Source organism: Sinorhizobium sp. 6-70, assembly GCF_030124375.1.
Taxonomy (GTDB): Bacteria; Pseudomonadota; Alphaproteobacteria; order Rhizobiales; family Rhizobiaceae; genus Sinorhizobium.
In genome coordinates, this window is sequence record NZ_JASKLS010000004.1 from 161,068 (window position 1) to 184,074 (window position 23,007).

Annotated in this window: 20 protein-coding genes; 13 read left to right on the plus strand and 7 right to left on the minus strand. The window is 61.8% G+C overall.

What is annotated here, in order from left to right; all coding sequences use genetic code 11:
• Position 1 precedes the first annotated feature (1 nt).
• The 4 genes from QN222_RS10515 to QN222_RS10530 all read left to right on the plus strand — a co-directional run bounded on the left by QN222_RS10515 (position 2) and on the right by QN222_RS10530 (position 6,259).
• A complete protein-coding gene (locus QN222_RS10515) occupies positions 2 to 1,918 on the plus strand; it encodes an AAA family ATPase (RefSeq protein WP_283961643.1) in 1,917 nt (638 codons plus the stop codon).
• 49 nt (positions 1,919 to 1,967) lie between these two features.
• Positions 1,968 to 3,257 (plus strand): DUF6638 family protein, encoded by a 1,290-nt coding sequence (locus QN222_RS10520; protein WP_283961642.1) that lies wholly within the window; start codon positions 1,968 to 1,970, stop codon positions 3,255 to 3,257.
• A 3-nt stretch (positions 3,258 to 3,260) separates the two neighbouring features.
• Entirely contained in the window at positions 3,261 to 4,487 is a 1,227-nt protein-coding gene (locus QN222_RS10525) for a DUF2333 family protein (RefSeq protein WP_283961641.1), read from the plus strand.
• A gap of 92 nt (positions 4,488 to 4,579) precedes the next feature.
• Positions 4,580 to 6,259 (plus strand): formate--tetrahydrofolate ligase, encoded by a 1,680-nt coding sequence (locus QN222_RS10530; RefSeq protein ID WP_283961640.1) that lies wholly within the window; start codon positions 4,580 to 4,582, stop codon positions 6,257 to 6,259.
• 134 nt (positions 6,260 to 6,393) lie between these two features.
• On the opposite strand, the gene QN222_RS10535 is transcribed toward QN222_RS10530, so the two are convergent.
• Together QN222_RS10535 and QN222_RS10540 are read right to left on the minus strand one after the other, a co-directional pair.
• Positions 6,394 to 6,903, minus strand: a complete 510-nt coding sequence (locus QN222_RS10535; protein WP_283961639.1) for a DUF1993 domain-containing protein — start codon at positions 6,901 to 6,903, stop codon at positions 6,394 to 6,396.
• 89 nt (positions 6,904 to 6,992) lie between these two features.
• Positions 6,993 to 7,826, minus strand: coding sequence for an extensin family protein (locus QN222_RS10540; RefSeq protein ID WP_283961638.1), 834 nt, complete (start codon positions 7,824 to 7,826; stop codon positions 6,993 to 6,995).
• A gap of 273 nt (positions 7,827 to 8,099) precedes the next feature.
• On the opposite strand from QN222_RS10540, the gene QN222_RS10545 reads away from it, so the two are divergent.
• The 7 genes from QN222_RS10545 to leuA all read left to right on the plus strand — a co-directional run bounded on the left by QN222_RS10545 (position 8,100) and on the right by leuA (position 17,338).
• Positions 8,100 to 10,301 (plus strand): TonB-dependent hemoglobin/transferrin/lactoferrin family receptor, encoded by a 2,202-nt coding sequence (locus QN222_RS10545; RefSeq protein WP_283961637.1) that lies wholly within the window; start codon positions 8,100 to 8,102, stop codon positions 10,299 to 10,301.
• Between the two features lie 121 nt (positions 10,302 to 10,422).
• Positions 10,423 to 10,467 carry a trpE operon leader peptide TrpLE gene (gene trpLE, locus QN222_RS10550; RefSeq protein WP_180980694.1) on the plus strand — a complete coding sequence of 15 codons (45 nt, stop codon included), beginning with the start codon at positions 10,423 to 10,425 and terminating at the stop codon, positions 10,465 to 10,467.
• Between the two features lie 113 nt (positions 10,468 to 10,580).
• Positions 10,581 to 12,770, plus strand: coding sequence for an anthranilate synthase (locus tag QN222_RS10555; protein ID WP_283961636.1), 2,190 nt, complete (start codon positions 10,581 to 10,583; stop codon positions 12,768 to 12,770).
• A 169-nt stretch (positions 12,771 to 12,939) separates the two neighbouring features.
• On the plus strand, positions 12,940 to 13,851 hold the full coding sequence (locus tag QN222_RS10560; protein WP_283961635.1) for a cation diffusion facilitator family transporter: 912 nt from the start codon (positions 12,940 to 12,942) through the stop codon (positions 13,849 to 13,851).
• Between the two features lie 116 nt (positions 13,852 to 13,967).
• Positions 13,968 to 14,432, plus strand: coding sequence for a preQ(1) synthase (gene queF / locus QN222_RS10565; protein ID WP_283961634.1), 465 nt, complete (start codon positions 13,968 to 13,970; stop codon positions 14,430 to 14,432).
• A 167-nt stretch (positions 14,433 to 14,599) separates the two neighbouring features.
• Entirely contained in the window at positions 14,600 to 15,187 is a 588-nt protein-coding gene (locus QN222_RS10570) for an ATP-dependent Clp protease proteolytic subunit (protein ID WP_153438054.1), read from the plus strand.
• A 441-nt stretch (positions 15,188 to 15,628) separates the two neighbouring features.
• The gene (leuA, locus tag QN222_RS10575) at positions 15,629 to 17,338 is read left to right on the plus strand and encodes a 2-isopropylmalate synthase (RefSeq protein ID WP_283961633.1); all 1,710 of its coding nucleotides are present in this window, start codon (positions 15,629 to 15,631) and stop codon (positions 17,336 to 17,338) included.
• Between the two features lie 79 nt (positions 17,339 to 17,417).
• On the opposite strand, the gene QN222_RS10580 is transcribed toward leuA, so the two are convergent.
• The 4 genes from QN222_RS10580 to QN222_RS10595 form a co-directional block, all read right to left on the minus strand.
• Positions 17,418 to 18,245, minus strand: coding sequence for an anti-sigma factor (locus tag QN222_RS10580; RefSeq protein ID WP_283961632.1), 828 nt, complete (start codon positions 18,243 to 18,245; stop codon positions 17,418 to 17,420).
• Positions 18,246 to 18,248: 3 nt separating this feature from the next.
• Positions 18,249 to 18,767, minus strand: a complete 519-nt coding sequence (locus tag QN222_RS10585; protein WP_283961631.1) for an RNA polymerase sigma factor — start codon at positions 18,765 to 18,767, stop codon at positions 18,249 to 18,251.
• 219 nt (positions 18,768 to 18,986) lie between these two features.
• Positions 18,987 to 19,532 (minus strand): tetratricopeptide repeat protein, encoded by a 546-nt coding sequence (locus QN222_RS10590; protein ID WP_283961630.1) that lies wholly within the window; start codon positions 19,530 to 19,532, stop codon positions 18,987 to 18,989.
• A 138-nt stretch (positions 19,533 to 19,670) separates the two neighbouring features.
• Positions 19,671 to 20,573: a metallophosphoesterase gene (locus tag QN222_RS10595; RefSeq protein ID WP_283961629.1), complete on the minus strand. Its 903-nt coding sequence runs from the start codon at positions 20,571 to 20,573 to the stop codon at positions 19,671 to 19,673.
• Between the two features lie 111 nt (positions 20,574 to 20,684).
• Here QN222_RS10595 and QN222_RS10600 point away from each other — a divergent pair, with 111 nt between their 5' ends.
• Positions 20,685 to 21,152: an NUDIX domain-containing protein gene (locus QN222_RS10600; RefSeq protein ID WP_283961681.1), complete on the plus strand. Its 468-nt coding sequence runs from the start codon at positions 20,685 to 20,687 to the stop codon at positions 21,150 to 21,152.
• A 3-nt stretch (positions 21,153 to 21,155) separates the two neighbouring features.
• Here QN222_RS10600 and QN222_RS10605 read toward each other — a convergent pair whose 3' ends face one another.
• A complete protein-coding gene (locus tag QN222_RS10605; protein ID WP_283961628.1) occupies positions 21,156 to 22,187 on the minus strand; it encodes a glutathione S-transferase family protein in 1,032 nt (343 codons plus the stop codon).
• Positions 22,188 to 22,444: 257 nt separating this feature from the next.
• Between QN222_RS10605 and QN222_RS10610 the strand changes: the two genes are divergently transcribed.
• Complete coding sequence (locus QN222_RS10610; protein WP_283961627.1) at positions 22,445 to 23,005, plus strand: N-acetyltransferase; 561 nt, start codon at positions 22,445 to 22,447, stop codon at positions 23,003 to 23,005.
• Positions 23,006 to 23,007 lie beyond the last annotated feature (2 nt).

The window sequence follows — 23,007 nt, forward strand, 5'->3', positions numbered from 1 at the left end:
GATGACGCTGAATACCGGCCTGACGACGCTGCACGAGGACGACATCGCCAAGCATCAGGCGACAGCCCAGAGCCTCGTCATCAAGCTGATCATCCTTGAACGGGATGACACAGCAGGGGGGACGCCGCTCGCAGGCACCGGCCGTCGTTTCGTCTCGACCGTTTCGACTGGCGGCCAGCGCCGCAGCCGCGAGGTTGAGCTTCAGCGCACGATCCAATCGGTGCGTGGCGCCGATCCGCTCCTGTCGCCGGCCCAGCATGCCGTCCTTTACCGCGCGCGCCGCGGCATTCAAGTGGCGCTTGCCGTCGCCGACGTTTTCGCGCGCCAGACGAATCTCGAGCAATTGCAGGCGCGCAACGCCGCGGCGCCGCTCGGCGGCGAGGAGGCGGGCCAATTCAAGGCACTGCTTTCGGCGGCCGCCTATGTTGCCGCCTTCACGCTTGCGGCCTATCTGGGCGCGACCCTGCAGGGGGAAGGGGAGCCGGTCGACGATGCGGCAGAGCCCGACTTTCTCTTCGATACGCCCCAGGATGCGCTGAAAAGCATGATTGCGGCGCTCGATCGCAGCATTGCCGGTGCGCCTGACGATCTTGCCTTGACGGCCCGCACGCGCGCCTTTTCACGGGTCGCGATCGAAGGACTGATCGCCCGCAAGGCGCGGTTCACCGGCCTTCAGAGCTTCGAAAACGTCCATATCCGGCTCGACCAGGACGACTTCACCCTGAACGGTTTCGACATTGCGCCGGGACAAAAGCGCAAACCGCTGGTGATGACCTTCAAAAAGCCCGAAGAAATCATCGGCAACCACATTGCGAAATACCAGGCGCTGAAGCTCGCCAAGATGCTGATGGCCTATGACTTCGACCGGCAGATGAATCCGTTCGTCGAACTTGGCGGCTTCCTCTTCACCTTCATCGGCGACGGCATGCCCGGCACCGGCAAGACCATTCTCATCCAAATGCTGGCCGGCATGCTCCACGATTACTGTGGCGTCGCCGGCTACGCTTTCCACTACGAGAATTTCGGCGTCGACCAGATTTCCTCCTACCAGGGAAAATCCGGTCAGAACTGCAAGGAGTTCGTCAACAACGTCATCAATCCTCGGGCGATCGGCTTCGGCACGATCGACGATGTCGATCAGGTGGCGGCCAAGCGCTCCGATGACCGCGCCTCGGCCGGCCAGCATGAGGTGACGGCGGTGCTGATGGAAAGTTTCGCCGGTGCGTCGACCGTGGTGCGGGGCAATTGCACCTTCGGCATGTTCTCGAACTACCCGGAGAATGTCGATGATGCGTTGCGTCAGCGCGCGGGTGCGCGCTGGCTCGTCGATGGGCCACTGACGGAAGGCGACTATATCGACATCTTCGCGCTGCTTGTCGGCAAGAACCACAAGATCCCGCTTGGTGAGCATGATCTTTACGCGGGCCAGGAGATCAAGCGCGCGGTCTCACAGTCCTATGCGGCCCATTCACGGCCGCAGGAAGAGGGGCTTGCCGCCGTTTGGGAGCGTTACGAGAAGGAAAAGGGCAAGATTGCCACGCTCGCCGACGTCGGCGCCTATCTGCACATGATCAAGGAAGCCGAGCCGCGCTTTACCGGCCGGGCGATCAGAAACATCACCGATGCGATCAAGATGCGGGCGATGGACGTCGAACTGCCCGACGACTGGTTCAAGGATGCCGGCGCCTTCATGCACAGGTCCTACGACGAGAAGAAGGCGATGATCGAGGACTTGCGCGGCCCGATCACGATCGAGATGGTGCTGCAGGAAATCAACCGCTATGCCGACAGCGAGTTCCGCTACACCGACAAGGCGGACGATGCCGCCGTAGGCGACATCATTCGGCGTGAGCGCCAGCGCGAAAGGGCGATCCGCGAGATCGAGACCATGAAACGCGAGGGCAGATGGCAGGCATGAGCGAAGAGAATCGGGAGCGCTCAATTGCCACGGCGGGGAGCATTCCCGCATGAAGCGTCTCCTTGAAGCCGAGCTGATCTATGGTCGGCTGCTCGACATATCCGAGCCGCATCTCGTCGCGCGCTACAACAAGGCGCTGGAGGGCTTAGGCCTGAAACCGACGGCGCTCGACCACTTCAGCATCGACATGACCGGCTTCTCGCCGGAGATTGCCGACGAACTCGGGGATCTAGATTATCTCGACCCGAACCGCGTCAATCGGCGTTTTATCATCCTGACGCCGGCTCAGGCGGACCTCCCCGTCGTCCACACGAGTTTTTCCAACACTGCCGCGCTGATGCATGAATTCTTCAATGCCAACAGCCGAGCGATCAACGCGGTGACGATCAAGGACGCGCTCTACGGCGAGATCGAGGACTCGGTTTCCGTGGTCGAGGACATCGACGACCTCCTGTCGATCAATGAGGTCCGTTTCCGGGTCCTTTCGGCGGAAGACATGCTCGGCAAGGCAGCCGAACTCAGGGAACTGGTGGACCGGTTGAAGAAGGTACCGACCGCCTGGGCCGATGATGCCATGCTGAACCGGATGGTGGAACTGGCAAAAGTGACCGGCGACATCCGCCAGAACGCGCTGGTGCCAAACGAACTCGTTTTCCGCCACGAGGCCTTCTGGGCCAATCACTTCGGCGGCGTCTATGTCTTCCTCGACCAGAAAACAACGACGGTGATTTGCGATCCCTCGGTGCCCGGTTTCAGGCGATCGCGGCCATGGCAGGTGAGCTACATTGCCATCAACGATCATGCCCGTATCTACGAGTTTCTCGCCCGGACCAACCGGCTGCAATTGCCGCAGGCTTCCTGGGTGCAGGAATCCGGGCTGTTCCAGCACCGGGCGGACATGATCATTCGCGGGCTGATCAACGATGCCGATCCGACAGCCGATCCCATGAATGCCGACCGGATCTGGCTGCAGACCTGGATCCACCGTAACGCGGCCCTTGTGTCGCGCGATGGAACCTACCCCTTCCTTCAGGAAATGGCCCGGACGATAGCGGCAACGGGCACGATCACCATGGCGGAGGTCCCGCCGGAACATCGCTTCCTGCTCGTGCGCGCCGCGCCGATGCATCCCGATCAATGGCTGGTGAACCGCCTGATCTCAGAGCTCGTCCCCCGCGATTTCGTCTCCCGCTTCGTGTTCGACAAGCAGGGATTCTATGGCGCTTATGAGCACTTCAGCGAAAAGTTCCGGGAATATGTTGTCGCGACATTGACCAGCACGTATCTCAAGGACAAGGCCGCTTTCCGCCACAAGCTCTACGGTCTCAAAGAGGAATAGGACATGTTCGATCCGATCGTTGCGTTTTTTCAGCGTATTTTCACGGCGATCGGCCGTGGCATCGGCCTGGCGGTGGCCTGGCTTCTCTGGCCCTTCGTCGCACTCGGTAACTGGTATCGGGCAAGAAGCTGGATCATCAAGGGCCCGATCGGCCTGATCCTCCTTGGCCTCGTTCTGTTCTACGGCTACTTCATCTGGCAGACGCAGGCCTGGACCAATTTCGACCCGGATTATGTCGACCGCTACAAGCTCGCCGAGCGCAAGGTGCCGGCAGGGTCGCCGGTAAGCGGTCCCGGCGCAACGACGCCGGGGCAGCCAAATCCAGGGACTACCGGCGACCAGGCTGCCGCAGTCGGTTCATCGGGCGAGGCCAACACGACCGAGGCGCTCGCCGTCGCGCAACTGCCGGCAGGAACGGTTTGCCAGACCTCGGCGATCGTCGACGTAGCAGCCGATCTCATCGACTACAATGTCAACCAGAATGCCTGGATATCCTCCATGCTGCTCTACAAGCTCGGCCTCTTCGGGATGGACTGGGACGATACGCCCTGGCTCGACAACAAGGCGTCATTCCAGCGCGGCATCAACCAGGCAATACGCCGCACTTCGGTGGAGCTCGTCGATTCGCTCGGACGCGTCCGCGGCACGTCGGGCATCAACAACGACCTGCAAAGCGCGCGCGGCAACATCCAGTTCGACGAGGAGACCTGGTATTTCGGCATCAACCCGTTCGGGCCCAAGACACCGACGCCAAGCTTCTATCGGGCGGCGATGCGCGATTTCAGGAAGTTCAATGTTTCGCTCGGAAAGTGCGAGGCGATCTTCGACGGTCGGTCCGACAACATGGTCGAGTTCCTCGACCGCATCGCCAACGACCTCGGCAACACCTCGGCGATCATCCGCGAACGCTCCGAATTCCACAATGGCGGCTGGTTCGACACGCGCGCCGACGACCGCTTCTGGTTCGCTTTCGGCCAGCTCTATGGTTACTACGGCATTCTTTCCGCCGCCGGTGCCGACTTCGAGAATGTCGTCGCCCAGCGCGGCCTGACACCGATCTGGACGGAGACGATGCGGCAGCTGCGCGCCGCCTTGAACATCCAGCCCTTGATCATCTCCAACGGCCGCGAGGATGGCTGGATCATGCCGACGCACCTGGCAACGATGGGTTTCTACATCCTTCGTGTGCGGTCCAACCTGGTCGAGATGCGCGATATCCTTGCCCGCTGATCCGTGGCGTGCAAGCGTAAGCGCAAAGAAACAAAACGCGCCCATTTTCGCGGAGGAGGCGGATTGCGCGTGCCACAAGAGGGGGAGCAGCCATGCCGGAGGTCAAATCCGATATCGAGATCGCGCGCGCCGCGAAGAAGAAGCCGATCCAGGAGATCGGCGAAAAGCTCGGCATTCCGCCGGAGCACCTGCTGCCCTACGGCCACGACAAGGCCAAGGTCAGCGCTGAATTCATCGCCGCGCAGCAGGGAAACGGAAACGGCCGGCTTATCCTGGTGACGGCGATCAATCCCACGCCAGCCGGCGAAGGCAAGACGACAACGACCGTTGGGCTCGGCGACGGCCTCAACCGCATCGGCAAGAAGACGGTCGTCTGTATCCGCGAAGCATCGCTCGGCCCGTGCTTCGGCAGCAAGGGCGGTGCGGCCGGCGGCGGTTACGCCCAGGTCGTGCCGATGGAGGATATCAACCTTCACTTCACCGGCGATTTCCATGCCATCACGGCGGCGCACAACCTGCTCGCCGCGCTGATCGACAACCACATCTATTGGGGCAACGAGCAGGCGATCGATATTCGCCGTATCGCCTGGCGTCGGGTGATGGACATGAACGACCGGGCGCTACGCCAGATTGTCGGCTCGCTCGGCGGCGTCGCCAACGGCTACCCCCGCGAGACCGGTTTCGACATCACCGTCGCCTCGGAAGTCATGGCGATTCTCTGCCTTGCGATGGACATCAAGGATCTCGAAAAGCGGCTCGGCAACATCATCATCGGCTACCGGCGCGACAAGAGCCCGGTCTACGCCCGCGACATCAAGGCCGACGGGGCGATGGCGGTACTGCTCAAGGATGCGATGCAGCCGAACCTGGTGCAGACGCTCGAGAATAACCCGGCCTTCGTCCATGGCGGCCCCTTTGCCAATATCGCCCATGGCTGCAATTCGGTGGTCGCCACCGCAACTGCCCTGAAGCTCGCCGACTATGTCGTTACCGAGGCCGGCTTCGGTGCCGATCTCGGCGCCGAAAAATTCTTCGACATCAAGTGCCGTAAGGCCGGCCTGAAGCCGGACGCCGCGGTCGTCGTCGCGACGGTGCGGGCGGTCAAGATGAATGGCGGCGTCAAGAAGGAGGATCTGGGCCGGGAGAACATCGAGGCGCTCAAGAAAGGCTGCGCCAATCTCGGGCGGCACGTCCAGAACGTCAAGAAATTCGGCGTTCCCGTCCTTGTTGCGATCAACCACTTCACCTCCGACACCGAGGCCGAGATCCAGGCGATCAAGGATTATGTGAGGACGCTTGGTTCCGAAGCCGTTCTCTGCAAGCACTGGGCCGAGGGTTCGGCAGGGATAGAGGAACTCGCGCATAAGGTCGTGGACCTCGCCAATGCTGGCCATACGCAGTTCTCGCCGCTTTACCCCGACGACATGCCGCTTTTCCAGAAGATCGAGACGATCGCCAAGGACATCTATCACGCGAGCGAGGTGATTGCCGACAAGCTGGTGCGCGAACAGCTCCGGACCTGGGAGGACCAGGGTTACGGCCACCTGCCGATCTGCATGGCGAAGACCCAATATTCCTTCTCGACGGACCCGAACCTGCGCGGCGCGCCGACCGGGCACACGGTGCCGATCCGCGAGGTGCGGCTTGCGGCCGGCGCCGGCTTCATCGTCGTCATCACCGGCGAGATCATGACGATGCCGGGCCTGCCGAAAGCGCCGTCCTCCGAGAAAATACGGCTCAACGAGGAGGGGCTGATCGAGGGGCTGTTCTGAGGCTGTGTGATCACGGCGGGAGCGATACCGGACCGATTAGGGGGTGTTGCGGCCGGCATCCTCCCGAACTGCGCGGGTGGTAGCCCCTCTGCCCTGTCGGGCAGGGGGCATCGACACTCGACTTCCGTTGCCTTTCAGCCGAGGCCGCCGATGTAGTCGGCCTTGCCGATCGGCACGCCCTTGTGGCGGAGGATGTCGTAGGCGGTTGTTACATGGAAGTAGAAGTTCGGCAGCACGAACTGCAAGAGGTAGTCCTCGCCGCTGAACCTGACTTTGAGGTTGGGGAAGCTGAGCGTCACTTCGCGGTTTTCACTGCCTTCGAGATCAGCCGGTTGGACCGTTTCGAGGAATGCGACGGTCTTGGCGATCCGTTCGCGTAGTTCGGCAAAACTCCGTTCCTCATCCGGGAAGCGCGGTGTTTCAATCGTCGTCAGCCGTCCAATGGCGTTCTTGCTGGTGTCGCTCGCTCGCTGGATCTGGCCCGCCAGCGGCAGCATGTCCGGCGCCAACCGTGCGTCGAAGAGGTCAGCGAGCGGCATGCCCTTCTCCGAAGCGAAGGCTTCGGCTTTGTCGAGCAGGCCACCGAGGGCGGAAAAGCCGCGGATGAAGGCGGGTACGGAAAGCTTGTACATGGTTAGCGGCATGGATTGTTCCTCGGTAAGGTCGGTGGCAGGGGAATGATCCGCAATAGATCGTGCTCGCCCGCGGCGATTTCAATCGCGTCGCCGATCGCCTATCGACAGTAGCGATAGCCGTTCTTGCGTTCGATGATGTCGAAATGCAGGTGCGTCTCATGGGCGGCGTCGCTGCCCGGATCGAGGACAGTCGTGAAATAGAGGCAGCCTGATGCGGTGACCGCGCGCTGAAACGCGCCGGTCAGCGTGCCATCCTCGTCACGCGGTTGAATGGCGATCGTCCTGCCGTCTCCGAGCGTGAACGAGGCGATGTCCACAGCGTTGCCGTGGGCATGCTCCGATATCTTGCCGGTCGTTGCGTTGTTGCGCAGGCGGCAGACATAGGTCGAGGCCTGGTTCAGCGCCGTGATCCGGGTATCCGGTCCGAAGGCCGTGGCGGCCGCGGGGGTCGCCGATTCCTTGGTCCAACGGGCAAGCGCCAGTGCCGTCGCGCAGCGCATCGTCCCCTCCGGCTTCAGGGCGACGCCCGGCAAGATGGCGGTCACGCGAATCGGTTTGTCGATACCGCAACCTTTGCCGTCGTCGATGCGCTTGCTGTCAGTGAATGTCCCGCCGAGCGCCTTGAGGTCGGCAAGGCAGGTTGCGTGCTCTTCGGCGGACTCCTCTTTCACGGGCAGGAATACGTCCTCAACGCTGTCGTCCTTGGTCGTGTCCCGGGGGGCTTCCTCTTTCTTTTCTGCGCTCGGCTGAGCACCTGTCTTGCCATTGCTCTCGGCGCCCTTGGGCGGCACCCCAGGCTTCGGCTCCGGGGTTGGCGTTGCCTGCTCGCCAGGGACTGCAGGTTTTGGGACCGGCACCGGACCCTTCCTGGGAAGGCTTGCGCCCGAAAGAATCAAGACGGACAACAGGATCATTCCGGCGGAGTGGCGCATGCAGGTCCTTTCCATCCGTTGCCGAAGCCAAAACGCATGAGAGCAGATCCTGTTTCAAAATGTGCTGAAACTGAGGACATGGCCCTGCAACGAGCGTGAATCGGGAGCTCGCCGGCACCCCTGGATTTATATTGACAATTTCACTCAAGTTTTTTATGTGGCGTAAATGAGGCGATGCTCTGACACGTCGCACACATCCAAACCTTCGCCCAGCCAGCCCCTTGAGTTTGCCGCTCAACAGCAAGCCCGGCCAACATCTCAAAGGACTGGTCTATGCTCAACCGGCATCATCGCCTGGCTCTTCTCGCATGCACGGCATTCATCACTCTCGCCGGAACAACGTTTTCGCACGCCCAATCGACCGAGGCGGCGACTGCCGCCGAAAAGCAGGGGCGCGTAACGGCACTGAAGAAACTGATCGCCACGAACGGCGAGAAGGAGGGGGTGGCCGATACGCCGCTTGCCGAGCGGGTCACCGAACAGGAACTCGACAACAATCAGATATCGAGCTTCGAAGATCTGGGGAGGAGCCTTGAACCCGGTGTGAACTTCAACCGCGCGAACGGCAGCGTCAATATTCGCGGTCTCGAAGGGCCTCGGGTGCTGACGACGATCGACGGCATCCCGATCCCCTTCCTTGACGACGGGGCGCGCGACGCAGACGGTGGTATCGACAGCTTCGATTTTGCCGCGCTCTCGACGATCGATATCGTGCGGGGCGCCGATTCGAGCCGCGCCGGCGGCGGTGCGCTCGGCGGCGCCGTCGTCCTGCGCACGCTGGAGCCGGAAGACCTGATCGGCGAAGGCAGGACCTGGGGTGGAATCTTCAAGTTCGCCTACGACGGTGACGATGAGAGCGTCGGCGGATCCGCCGCCGTCGCCGCGCGCTACGACAACACGGCCGTCCTGTTCCAGGGCGGCTACAAGAGGGGACACGAACGGCAGAGCAATGGCGACGTTGGCGGCTATTCGACGACGCGCACCGAGGCGGATCCCGCCGACTACGACCAGAACAACCTCTTGTTCAAGGTCCGGCAATACACCGACAGTGGCCACACTTTCGGTCTGACGGCGGAACGCTTCGATCGCGACAAGGACATCGATTTCATGTCCGGCCAGAGTCTCCTCGGCAATTATCGGCCGGGCAACTACGACAAGCTCGACAATACCCGGCGCGAGCGCCTGTCGCTCGACTACGAATTCGAGGCCACCGACGACAACGCCTGGTTCGACAGCGCTTCGGCCACCATCTATTGGCAGCGCCTGCTCCGCGAAAATGGTGTCGATGCCTTCCGCAGCACCTCGGTGATCGGCGCGTATTCGCGGCTCAACGAAGCAGAGGACGAGAGCTTCGGCGCCAGCGGCTACGTCGACAAGTTCTTCGGTACCGGCCTCCTGCAGCATCAGGTCACGCTCGGCGGCGATTTTGCCATCGGCAAGCTCCACCAGTATTCCTCAGGCGAGGACAGCTGCGACACAACGCCAAGCCCTTCGTGCAACTTCCTGCATACCAATCAGTCGGATAGCCCCGACGTCGACAGCAAGAAGGTCGGTATCTATTTGCAGGATCGCATGTCGATCGGTGATGGTCCTTTCGCGCTGACGCCGGGGCTCCGCTTCGACTGGTACGACTATTCGCCCCAGAAGACGGCCGCCTATATGCGCAATCCCAACTATGACGGGTTGCCACCCGGACAGAGCGACCAGGCGCTGTCGCCAAAGCTGCTTGCGACCTATCAGGCAGCCGAACAGCTCGAGCTTTTCGCACAGTGGGCGATGGCTTTCCGGCCGCCGACAGCCGAGGAGCTCTATCTGAACTACGGTGCGCCGGGCAGCTACCTGCAGATCGGCAATCCCGACCTGAAGCCGGAAACGAGCCATGGTTTTGAGGTCGGGGCCAATTTCGGCGACGAGGAATTCGGCGGTCGCGTAAGCGCCTTCTACAATAGGTACAGGAACTTCATCGACGAGCGCTGGAGCTTTGATCCGACCGGGACCTATCCGCTCGGCATTACCGAGGCGATAAACCGCGCCAACGTCTCCATCCATGGGATCGAGCTGTCGGGCCACAAGGTATTCAGCAACGGCTTCCACGTCCGAACCGCGCTCGCCTATGCCTATGGACGGGACCTCGATACGGACGAGGTGCTCGGTTCCGTGGCTCCGCTGAAGGGAGTCCTCGGTGTAGGCTATGCCGCGGAAAGCTGGGGAACCGACGTCATCCTGACGGCTGCAATGGCCGTTTCGGAGAAGTCGACCAACAGCTTCAAGGCACCGGGCTATGGCATCGTCGATCTCACCGGCTGGTGGGAACCGGTTGAGTTGCCGGGTATGCGGGTGAATGCCGGCGTCTACAATGTCTTCGACAAGACGTATTGGGATGCCATAAACACTCAGAACACGTTCACGCAGCCGGCTGATTTCTATTCGGAGCCGGGCCGGACCTTCAAGATCTCGCTGACGCAACGCTTCTGAGGCGGCCCAACGCATCCGATCGATCGAACGGGCGGCTTGCGGTAGCCGCCCGCTGCAGCTCTGCTGTCGACCCCGTTTTCCCGCTTGCGTGCATGCGCAAGCCGCGCTAACACTTCCGCCCATGGCAAACATGCAGAACATTTCGATCTGGTGGTGGGCTCGCTGAGGCGGCCTTGACCAGTCATGCGTGATTGAGACATGAAGCCGCCCGAAGATTTCGAGGCGGCTTTTTCGTATTCAGGCCGCGTGGAAAGACCGGGCTTTTACGGAGCGAGGCGAATGGCAACGGTAATTCTGGAAGACGGCGCGGAGAGCTACACCACTGAAGGCGGCATCGTCGTCACGCGCCGGCGGCGCGATGCGTCCTACACGGACGCGATCTCGTCCTGTGTCGACAAGCTCGACGAGCGGCGCGGCGCGGTCTTTTCCTCGAACTACGAATATCCCGGCCGTTACACACGCTGGGACACCGCCGTCGTCGACCCCCCGCTCGCCATCTCTTCCTTCGGTCGTTCGCTCTGGATCGAAGCCTACAATGGGCGCGGCGAGGTGTTGCTGGCGCTCATCGGCGAGCACCTGAAATCCGTTGCAGACATCACCATTGGTGCGTCGACGACGCGTCGGCTCGATCTCACCATCAACCAGCCGGACCGTGTGTTTACCGAGGAAGAGCGCTCGAAGATGCCGACGGTCTTCACGGTGCTGCGCGCCGTGACGAACCTTTTCCATTCGGCCGAAGATTCCAATCTCGGCTTCTATGGCGCCTTCGGCTACGATCTTGCCTTCCAGTTCGACGCGATCGACCTGAAATTGCAGCGGCCGGACGACCAGCGCGACATGGTTCTCTTCCTGCCGGACGAGATCCTCGTCGTCGACCACTATGCGGCGAAGGCCTGGGTCGACTGCTATGATTTTGCCAAGGGCGGCCATTCGACCGAGGGCAAGGCCGCGGAAATCACGCCGGAGCCGTTCCGCACCGTCGACAGCATTCCGCCCCATGGCGATCACCGCCCCGGCGAATATGCCGAACTCGTGGTCAAGGCCAAGGAAAGCTTCCGTCGAGGCGACCTCTTCGAGGTCGTGCCCGGACAGAAATTCTACGAGCGCTGCGAGAGCCGCCCTTCGGAGATTTCCAACCGGCTGAAGGCGATCAACCCTTCGCCCTATTCCTTCTTCATCAACCTCGGAAACCAGGAATATCTCGTCGGCGCCTCACCGGAGATGTTCGTCCGGGTCTCGGGCCGCCGCATCGAGACCTGCCCGATCTCCGGCACAATCAAGCGGGGAGACGATCCGATCGCCGACAGCGAGCAGATCCTGAAGCTGTTGAATTCGAAGAAGGACGAGTCCGAGCTCACCATGTGCTCGGACGTCGACCGTAACGACAAGAGCCGCGTCTGCGTGCCCGGTTCGGTGAAAGTCATTGGCCGTCGTCAGATCGAGATGTATTCGCGGCTGATCCACACCGTCGACCACATCGAGGGGCGGCTTCGCGATGACATGGACGCCTTCGATGGCTTCCTGAGCCACGCCTGGGCGGTGACCGTCACCGGCGCGCCGAAGCTCTGGGCGATGCGCTTCATCGAGAGCCACGAGAAGAGCCCGCGCGCATGGTATGGTGGCGCAATCGGCATGGTCGGCTTCAATGGCGACATGAACACCGGCCTGACCTTGCGTACCATCCGCATCAAGGACGGGATCGCCGAGGTGAGAGCGGGCGCCACGCTGCTCTATGATTCCAATCCGGAAGAAGAAGAAGCCGAAACCGAACTGAAGGCATCCGCCATGATTGCAGCCATCCGCGACGCCAAATCCGCCAACAGCGCCAAGGCCGGGCGCGACGTTGCGCCGGTCGGCGCGGGCGTCAACATCCTGCTCGTCGACCACGAGGACAGTTTTGTCCACACGCTGGCGAACTACTTCCGGCAAACGGGCGCGACCGTCACCACCGTGCGCACGCCGGTTGCCGAGGAGATTTTCGACCGCGTCAAACCGGACCTCGTCGTGCTTTCACCCGGGCCTGGCAGCCCGAAGGATTTCGACTGCAAGGCGACGATCAAGAAGGCGAGGGCGCGCGAACTGCCGATCTTCGGGGTTTGCCTCGGCCTTCAGGCGCTCGCAGAGGCCTATGGCGGCAACCTCCGGCAACTGGCGATCCCGATGCACGGCAAGCCATCGCGCATCCGCGTGCTGGAACCCGGCATCGTCTTCTCCGGGCTCGGCAAGGATGTGACCGTCGGGCGCTACCATTCGATCTTTGCCGATCCTTCCAGCCTGCCGCCCGAGTTCATGATCACTGCAGAGAGCGAGGACGGCACGATCATGGGCATCGAACATATGAAAGAGCCGGTGGCGGCGGTGCAGTTCCATCCGGAGTCGATCATGACGCTCGGCGGCGACGCCGGCATGCGGATGATCGAGAACGTGGTCGCGCATCTCGCCAAGCGGGCGAAAACCAAGGCCGCCTGACGACGCTCGAATTGGGCTGTCACAAGCCGGCACTCACGGCCCTTTGACAAGACGTGCATAATCACCCATATGGTGTTTAGAGCCCGCCTGCGCGAAAATTCGCGCGGGCGGTTTTGCGTTTGAATGGGCTTGCATTTGCAACTCGTTTGCATCTGCACGAGGAATGAAGATGAGCGCTTCCGATAGCAGAACGATCCTGAGGCTGGCCTTTTGGGGCATACCGCTTTCCGTCGGGGTCATGGGGCTGAAGATGCTCGCCTGGTGGGTGACCGGTTCGGTTGCGCTGCTTTCCGACGGGCTGGAATCCATCGTAAACGTGATTGCCGCAGTGATCGCTTATGTGGTGATCGGCTATGCCGCGAAACCGGCGGATGCGACCCACCCGTTCGGACATCACAAGGCGGAGTATTTTTCCGCAGTCATCGAAGGCGTATTGATTGTTGTGGCGGCGCTTCTGATCATATGGGAAGCGGTGCCGGAGATGATGGCGCCGGAACTCTTGAGCGCACCGGCGCTCGGTCTTGCGATCACTTTCGTCGCCAGCGGCATCAATGCGATCTGGGCCTATGTGCTGATCCGCGCCGGTACCCGTCATCGCTCGCCGGCGCTGAGCGCCGACGGACACCACCTTCTCTCCGACGTCATAACCTCGACAGGCGTGCTCGTTGGCCTTCTTCTTGCCATTGCCACCGGTTACGCCATCCTCGATCCGCTGCTGGCAGTGATCGTCGCCGGCAACATCCTGTTCCAGGGCTGGAAGGTCATCTCGCGTTCGGTCGACGGCCTGATGGACAGGGCCGTGCCCGCGGAGGAGGAAGAGGCGATCAAGCAGGCAATCGCAGCAAATGCCCGCGGTTCTCTCGGCGTGCACGATCTGAAGACGCGACAGGCCGGCCCGGCGATCTTCGTGGATTTCCACATGGTCGTTCCCGAAGCGATGCCCGTCGGCGACGCCCATGACATTTGCGACAGGGTCGAGGACGCGATCCGCGTCGTTCATCCGGGCGCGAGAATAGCCATTCATGTCGAGCCGGAAGGCGAGAAGGCGCACGGCGTGCGCGTGAAGACCAGATCGGGATGAGGAAAAGTGTATGCGGTTTTCCGCCCGCATCCCGCTCTTACTATTTAGAATCGATCACGGCCAGGATCTGGGTCGTACAGACCCAAATCCCCGTGATCTCGTGGAGCAGTAAGGAAATGACAAAAACGGACGTATCGGGACTTTCACAACTTGGCGCAAAGGTCGACCTGCCGCAAAACCCGGATGAGGCGGTGCTTGAAAGGGTGCCGAGCGGGCACGCGGGCACGGACTTTGTCGTCCGCTTCACGGCACCGGAGTTCACCTCGCTTTGTCCGATGACGGGACAGCCGGATTTCGCGCACATCGTCATCGACTATGTGCCGGATGGCTGGCTCGTGGAGTCGAAGTCGCTCAAGCTCTTCCTGCACTCCTTCCGCAACCATGGCGCCTTCCACGAGGATTGCACCATCGATATTGCCAAGCGGCTGGTGTCGCTGCTTTCGCCGAAGTGGCTGAGGATCGGCGCCTATTGGTATCCGCGCGGCGGCATTCCGATCGACGTGTTCTGGCAGACCGGCAAGCCGCCGGAGGGCGTCTGGCTGCCGGACCAGGGCGTGCCGACCTATCGCGGTCGTGGGTGAGGGCTGACGAGGTTCCTAACTGCCGATGGGGCGGCATGACCGCGGGCGTTTACCACAGTGTGAGCAAGCCGGCCGGTCGCCCTAGTTCACGGTTCGGTTTGCTGCATTGTCTTCGCGGTCGAGTCGCATTATCTCACTTTGTAGACATTTCATGAGGAGTCCGAAGAATGCGGAACGACGACGAACAGGAAGAAAAGAAGACCGAATTGCCGCTCGGCAAGGAAACGGAGGCGAACCTTTTCAAGTCGCGTTCGATTTTCATCTACGGGACGATCACCCAGGAGCTGGCGCAGAAGGTTTGCTCGCAACTCGTGGCGCTCGCCTCCGCCAGCGATGACGATATCCGCATTTTCGTCAATTCTCCCGGCGGCCACGTCGAGTCCGGCGACAGCATTCACGACATGATCAAGTTCGTGAAGCCGAAGGTATGGACGATCGGTACCGGCTGGGTCGCGTCTGCCGGCGCGCTGATCTATGTCGGTCCGCCGAAGGAACGGCGCCTTTGCCTGCCAAACACGCGCTTCCTGCTGCACCAACCGTCCGGCGGCACACGCGGCATGGCCTCCGATATCGAGATCCAGGCGCGCGAAATCCTCAAGATGAACGAGCGCCTGAACAAGATCTTCTCCGCAGCAACCGGCCAGCCGGTCGAGAAGATCGCCAAGGATACCGACCGCGACTATTGGCTCGGAGCGGAAGAAGCGAAGGAGTACGGCCTCGTTTCGCGGATCATCACGTCGATCGCCGACGTCTAAGCCCGATAGGCACAAATCACAGGAAGGGCACCGGCCACGCGCCGGTGCCCTTTTTTCCTTGCTTTGCTCTCGCTTCTGCGGTGCAACCGCTTCGGCGCGATATTGGCGCCATCGCCCTTGCCCTGTTTCGGCAGGCCGTGTATAGGCTTTCGCATGACCAGCGCGAACGCACATAAGATCGCAGCGATCTTCCCCGGACACGATGACAATCGTGCGCCGTCTCGTGCGCTTGCATCGCTTCTTCTTCTCGGCCTTATTCGCGGTTGCCGGGTTCGCTGAGGAGCGCCCGGCGGCCGAAGAGCCTAGCCGGCAGATGCTCCTCGAATCCCCAAGAGAGCTGAAACAAAAGGCGCGGCCCACGCGGCATGAGCCATCGCAATGACTTCGATGATCGGCTATTGCATGTGGCAAGCCACGCCCCAGTGACGAAGAGAAGCTGCAATGATTCTGAAATCGCATTCCATCAAGACCGGCATGCCCGATGCGGCGGTGAAATATCAGCCGTACCCGCAGATCGCGCTGACGGACCGGACGTGGCCGTCCAAAACCATCACGCAAGCGCCGATCTGGTGCTCGGTGGACCTGCGCGACGGCAACCAGGCGCTCGTCGATCCGATGGGGCACGACCGCAAGGCGCGGATGTTCCATCTGCTGGTCGATATGGGCTTCAAGGAAATCGAGATCGGTTTCCCGTCCGCCTCGCAGACCGACTTCGACTTCGCACGCTGGTGCGTGGAGGACGCGAATGTCCCCGCCGACGTGTCCTTGCAGGTGCTGGTGCAGTGCCGGCCGGAACTGATCACGCGCACCTTCGAGGCGCTCGAGGGCGCGCGCAGGCCGATCGTCCACTTCTACAATTCGACGAGCGAATTGCAGCGCCGCGTGGTGTTCGGCAAGGACGTCGCCGGCATAAAGCAGATCGCGACCGATGCCGCCAAGATGATCACCGACATGGCGGCCAGGGCCGGCGGCGGCTACCGTTTCCAGTATTCGCCGGAGAGCTTCACCGGCACCGAGCTCGAAGTGGCGCTGGAGATCTGCAACGCCGTCACCGAAATCGTCAGGCCGACGCCGGACAACAAGCTGATCATCAATCTGCCCTCGACCGTCGAGATGGCGACGCCGAACATCTATGCCGACCAGATCGAGTGGATGTGCCGCAATCTCGACAACCGCGAGAACCTGATCATCTCGCTGCATCCGCACAACGACCGCGGCACCGGTATTGCCGCCACCGAGCTGGGCTTGATGGCAGGCGCCGACCGCGTCGAGGGAACGCTCTTCGGCAACGGCGAGCGCACGGGTAACGTCGATGTGGTGACGCTGGCCTTGAACATGTTCACGCAAGGGGTGGACCCGGGGCTCGACTGCTCGGACATCGAGCGGATCAAGGAAGTCTACGAATATTCGAACCAGATGGTCATTCCCGAGCGCCACCCTTACGTCGGCGAACTCGTCTACACGGCTTTCTCCGGATCGCACCAGGACGCGATCAACAAGGGCATGAAGGCGATCAAGCAGGCCAACAAGCCGCTCTGGGAGGTGCCGTACCTGCCGATCGATCCGCGCGACGTCGGCCGCAGCTACGAGGCGATCATCCGCATCAATTCCCAATCCGGCAAGGGGGGTATCGCCTATATCCTGCAGGAAGACTACGGCATCAACCTGCCGCGAAACCTGCAGGTCGAGTTCCGCGAGGACATCCAGCGCATCACCGACGAAGAGGGCAAGGAGCTTCCGTCGAAGCGCATCCATGCCCGTTTCATCGAGCGATACGTGGAGCAGCCCAGCGCGCGGCTGAAATTCGTCGATCACCACACCTATCCGGTCGGCGAGCACAAGGGCCTGCGCGTCGTTGCCGCGGAAATCACCGACAGGGGCGAGACCAAGCGGATCGAGGGCAGGGGCACCGGCCCGATCGACGGCTTTATCAACGCGTTGTCGATCTATCTCGGCATCGAGCTGTCGGTGGCCGACTATTCGGAGCATTCGCTGCAGCATGGTTCGAACGCTGCGGCCATTGCCTATGTCGAGGTCGAGCACCCGGGCGGCACGCTGTTCGGCGTTGGCATCAATACCAATATCGTCGCTGCCTCGCTGGAAGCGATTGTCTCGGCGGCCAACCGGGTGCTGGAGATGAAGGCGGTGTAAGGACCGCCACGATCAGCCTATGCAGAAAAGCCGCGCTGGTTCTCCGGACCGCGCGGTTTTTTTTAAACCCCTGGAGTAGTCAGATGCTCGCCGCTACGGCTTCTGCGAGTTCGCGGAGCGCGGCATCCGCGGACGGGCCGACGAGCACCAGGGATGCATCGCCTTTCTGCCAGGAGACCAGCCCGAGGTTGTCGCGGATATCCTCGCGGAACTGATCCGCTTGTGGCTTGTCACCACCCTTGAGGAAACAGATCGCGTAGATGTCGCCCTCGCCATCACGGTAGACGAGCTGGCCGACGGGCTTGCCGTCCACCACCAACAGCCTCGCACCCTCGAAGGTGAGGCCCTTGCTTGCGAGATCCGGGGTCCTGAAGCCGACGCCGACGCTGGAGGCGAGCCACGTCTCGATCGTCGGCCCGTCCGACGCAGGCGCCTCGACGAGGTGTTCCTTCTGCCGGGAATAGATGCGGTGATAGTCGGCGATCTCATCGATCCACGGGCGCGCGGAGGCGGCGCTTTCGGGCTCGGCGACGTAATGCGCGCTGCCGGCGAGGAAGCCCGCGGCACCGCCGAGAAGCAATAGCGCCATGGCCGCGGCGAGCGCCCGCGGCCAGACGCGAACCGTCCGCGCCGGCAGGTTCGCCGTCGCGACGCGCTCGGATCGCGGATTGATGCCGGGTCCCTGCTTGATCTGGCGCACCAGCGCCAGCGGCACCGGGTCATGGAGAAAGTCCTCGAAGGCCTTGTTGCCAAATGCGCTGCCGGCCTTCAGCTTCTCGAGCATGACCTTGGCATCGTCGTCACGGGCCAGCAAAGCATCGAGTTCGGCTCTCTCGGCATCGCCGAGCTCGCCGTCGATATAGGCGGACAACCGAACTTCGAGCGCTTGACCTGTCGTCTGCTGCAAGGGTCAGGCCCTCCTTTCGGTATTCTCGGACAGCATGGCGGCGAGCCGCAGGCGGGCGGTGGACAGCCTGCTCATCACGGTACCGATCGGAACCCCGAGGATATCTGCGGTCTCGCGGTAGCTGTGACCTTCGACGTTGATGAGCAGGAAAACGCTGGCAAGACCTTCCGGCATGGACAGGATCATCTTCTGCAGTTGATTGGCATAGACCGCTTTTTCGGCAACAGCCTCCACGCGAAGCTCATTCTGGTCGAAAATGTCGACGGCTCCGCCGCCGGTGCGGACCTTGCGCTTGCGGACTTCGTCGACCCAGAGATTGCGCGTCATGGCATAGATCCAGCTCTCCAGCCGGCCTTCCCCATTCCAAAGGTGGCTGCGTGCGATGGCCCGCTCGCAAGCCTCCTGAACGAGGTCATCGGCATCATTGGCATTGCGCGTCAGCGTCAGCGCAAAACGGCGCAATTTGGGCAGCAGGCTGACCAAATCCCGTCTGAAGTCTTTCGTCTCTGCCGCTGGGCGCATCGCTCTTCCAATGAGACGTATCGGATCGGGCATCTATTCGCGGTGCGAAATGCACTACCCAATGATATGAAACATTTGATCCGAAGTCTGCAAGGGAAGAGCCGGAACGGAAACAGGTTTTTGCGTTCCGGCGTCGGTTTGCCATTGCCTCGCGGCTGCAGCTGGTCGCGGAGAAAGCCGTGCTGCTCGAGTGCAGTTTCGGTCGTCTCCGACCGCGTCTCAGTAATGATGGCGAAGGCCGCCGAGGGACTGAAGCAGAGCCCTGTAGGCCCAGGTGTTTTCGCCGCCGCGATCACGAATTTCGACGAGCTGCACCTTGGCTTCCTCGATCCGGCCTTGCTCGACCAGGGCCTGGCCAAGATAGGACCGGGCGAGAATGTAGTTCTCGTCGGCCTGAAGCGCGCGTTTGTAATATTGCATGCCAAGCTCCATGCGCCCAGCCTTGCGATTGGCGTAGCCGAGATAGTTGAGCACGCGGGCACTGCGCTGATCGCTTACGGCTTCGAGCACCTTGATCGCATTGTCGTACTGGTCGGCATAGGCAAGCTCGCGCGCGGCTTCGAACAGGACGTCGTCGCTGAGCCCGCTTTTCTTCGCGTTGACGCATTGGCCCTTGCGCGTATCCCAGATCTTGCCGTTCTTGCATTGGGTGCTTGTCTTGGTCTTGCGCGGCGGTTCGCTGGTGTCGCCGACGGCCAAGGCCGACTGGCCGGCGATCGAGGCCATGAATGCAGCAAGGACAAAGAAAGTCGTCTTCCGGAACATCGTGCCTGTCTCCCTGGAACGTCGCGCAGCACGGCCGGCTGCCGAACCCGAACCGCATTATGACGCACGGGCACGGCAAATTATTCGGCGAGAGCGGAATTTTCCTGCAAGGCTGTCGGCGTTGTGGGCAGATCGAGCCTAGAAAAGGGTGGTTTCGGCGAGTTCGACGCCGGTCGCGTCGGCATTGAGCGTGTAGCGCTCGCGGCTGAGTTGCCAGTTTCCGGACTCGCCCGCTACCGAGAAGAGATTGTAGGCGGCGGCCGGCTTGCTGCCCCCAGGCCCCTGCGACGCCGAGGCGATCCCGACGACCGGCACCGGCGCGGTCTGTCCCTTGAGGTAATAAACCGTGTTGAGGTGGGTGTGGCCATGCAGCACCAGTTCGGCGCCCCCGGACGAGATGGTCGCAGCAAAGCGGCGAATGCCGATCATGCGCTTGTGCATCGAGGTCGCGCCCCGGATGGGCGGATGATGGATCAGCACGACCCGGAAGAGACCAGCCTCGCCCGCCGCCTGCAGTAGGTCGACGGTCGCACGCGCCTGTCGCTGGCCGAAGTAGCCGCTGGCGGCGAAGGGCGGCGTGGCGACTGCGGTCGAGCAGCCGATGATTGCCACCGGGCCGCGCACGCGCACATAGGGAAAGCAATGATGGTCTCGGATCCAGCCGAGCGGACCTTCATCACTGCGCATGTAGGGGTACCAGGCACGTGTCGTCTTCTCGTAGGCACCCGGAACATAGGCGTCGTGGTTGCCCGGCACGACGGAGATATCCTTGGCGTCGCCGGCCTCCGCAAGCCACGCGGTCACGGCCGCGATCTCCAGGGAAGAGGCGAGATTCACGAGGTCGCCGGTAATCGCCAGATGGTCCGGATGTCGCCTCTGGATATCCGCCATCAGGCAATCCAATGTGCCGGCGAAAAGATGGCGCGCTCTGTTCCTGTGCCAGTTGACGAAACCGGTTATCCGCTTGGAAGCAAGTTCCCTCAGAGACAGATCTGGCAGAGGTCCGAGATGAACGTCCGAAATATGCGCAAGTTTGAACATCGCCCCCGTCTAGCGCATATTCCATCAGAGTGGAATCACTAGATTGTAACGATTTCGGGTGAAAGCCGCCGCTACGAGGAGACGTGGTTGAAGCAGCAGCGACCGGCGGAAATGCGCAACTGGCGAATTCGCCTGCTGACGCGGTTCGCGCATGCCTATTTTGCGCTCTCGCGTGGCATGACGCTTGGGGTGCGCGCCGCCTGCTTCGACGGCGAAGGGCGGATCTTCCTCGTCAGGCATTCCTATCTTCCCGGCTGGCATCTGCCGGGCGGCGGCCTCGATCGCCATGAGACGGCGGTGCAGGGGCTCGCCCGCGAACTCAGGGAAGAAGGCAATCTGGAACTTACGTCACCGCCGTTGCTGGTGCAGGTCTACTATAACCGGGGCACCAGCAAGCGCGATCACGTCATCTTCTTTCGTTGCGACGATGTCCGCCAGCAACAGCCGAAGGTTCCCGACCTGGAGATAGCCGCCGCCGGCTTCTTTGCGCTCGACCAACTGCCCGAGGACACGACCGCCGCGACGCGCCGGCGGATTGCGGAGCTTGCGGGAACGGAGGCGCCGGACACGTTCTGGTGAGTATCAACGGGTGCCGATGGCAACGCGCCTCGTAGTCTCGTTTGAACGTGCTGTGCGGTCGAGGCGATCGCGACCGTGCGGAGTCGTAAGGTCGACTACCGGGCCCACTGGCACGACACCCGTCGGGTTGATCATGGTGTGGCTGCGATAATAGTGCTCTTTGATATGGTGCATGTTCACGGTGTCGGCGACGCCCGGGACCTGGTAGAGGTCGCGCAGATACCCGTAGAGGTTCGGATAGTCGGCAATGCGCCGGATGTTGCATTTGAAGTGGCCGACATAGACCGGGTCGAACCGCACGAGCGTCGTGAACAGGCGCCAGTCGGCCTCGGTGATCTGATCTCCGAAGAGATAACGCTGCGAGGCGAGGCGGCCTTCCAACTCGTCCAACATCGCGAACAGGGCCTTGACGCTCTCGTCATAGGCCTGCTGGCTGGTGGCGAAGCCGGCTTTGTAGACGCCGTTGTTTACCGCGTCATAGATGCGGGCGTTGAGCGCGTCGATTTCGTCGCGCAGTTCCGCTGGGCAGAAATCCTCGGTCGAGCCGGTAAGATGATCGAAGGCCGAGTTGAACATGCGGATGATTTCGGCCGATTCATTGGAGACGATGGTGTTCTTCTTCTTGTCCCAAAGCACGGGCACGGTCACGCGGCCGGAATAGCTGGGGTCGGCGCGCACATAAATCTGCCAAAGCGCGTCGGAACCGAAGAGATGGTCGACGGTGCCGCCGTTTACGCCCTTGAATTCCCAACCGTTGGACAGCATCAGGGGATCGACGATCGAGACCGGAATGATCTCCTCAAGCTTCTTGAGCTTGCGGAAGATCAGCGTGCGATGCGCCCAGGGACAGGCGAGCGAGACATAGAGATGGTAGCGGTCCGGTTCGGCCGCGAACCCGCCTTGGCCGGAAGGTCCAGGCGATCCATCGGCGGTGATCCAGTTGCGAAACCGCGACTCGCTGCGCTTGAAATGGCCCTTCGTCGTCTTGGTGTCGTACCAGACGTCCTGCCAGACTCCGTTGACCAGCCTGCCCATGCATGAGCTCCTTCGTGTTTTCTCTTACCTTGATAGATAACGCAGCAGCGGGGCGGTGATAGGTATCAAATTCTGAACACTGCGTTTTGGGCTTTGACAGGCGGCGATTTTCTGCTATCGCGATCAGGCAAATTTCATGTTCGGAACGATCGTAACCATGATCCTGTCGGGAAGCCTGCGACGACGCTGATGCCGCCAACGCCCTTTCGGGGCGCGCCATCTTTATTGTCCGCTCGCATGCTTGGTTCTCGATATCCATGAAAAAGCACGACATCGTCTATCTGACTGAAGACGCGTCACACGACGCAGCCATCGAAATCATCAACGAAGAGGCCTTTGGTCCCGGCCGTTTCGTGCGCGCCGCCGCTCGCATTCGCGAGCAGGGTCCGCATGACCGTTCGCTGTCCTTCATTTGCACCGATGACGGCGAGACGATCGCCTCCGTACGGATGACGCCGGTCATGGCCGGGCCGGTGAGGGGACATCTGCTCGGTCCGCTGGCCGTGCGACCGTCGCACAAGAACCGGGGCATTGGCCGCGAGCTCGTGCGGATTGCCGTCGAAGCTGCGCGGCGGAAGGGCTCCGAGGCAGTGATCCTCGTCGGCGATCCGCCCTATTACCAGCCGCTCGGTTTCGAGAAGGTGCATTACGGAGCACTTGAATTTCCAGGGCCTGTCGACCCGGCAAGGGTTCTGGTGGTGCCGATGGCTGCGGATGTCCACGCGCGGCTCGGCGGCGTGATCTGCTGGCGGGACGACAGCGTTGTCCCCGTGGCCGAACACGCCGTAGAAGCCCAGGCCGAGGGTGCCGCCGCCTGATT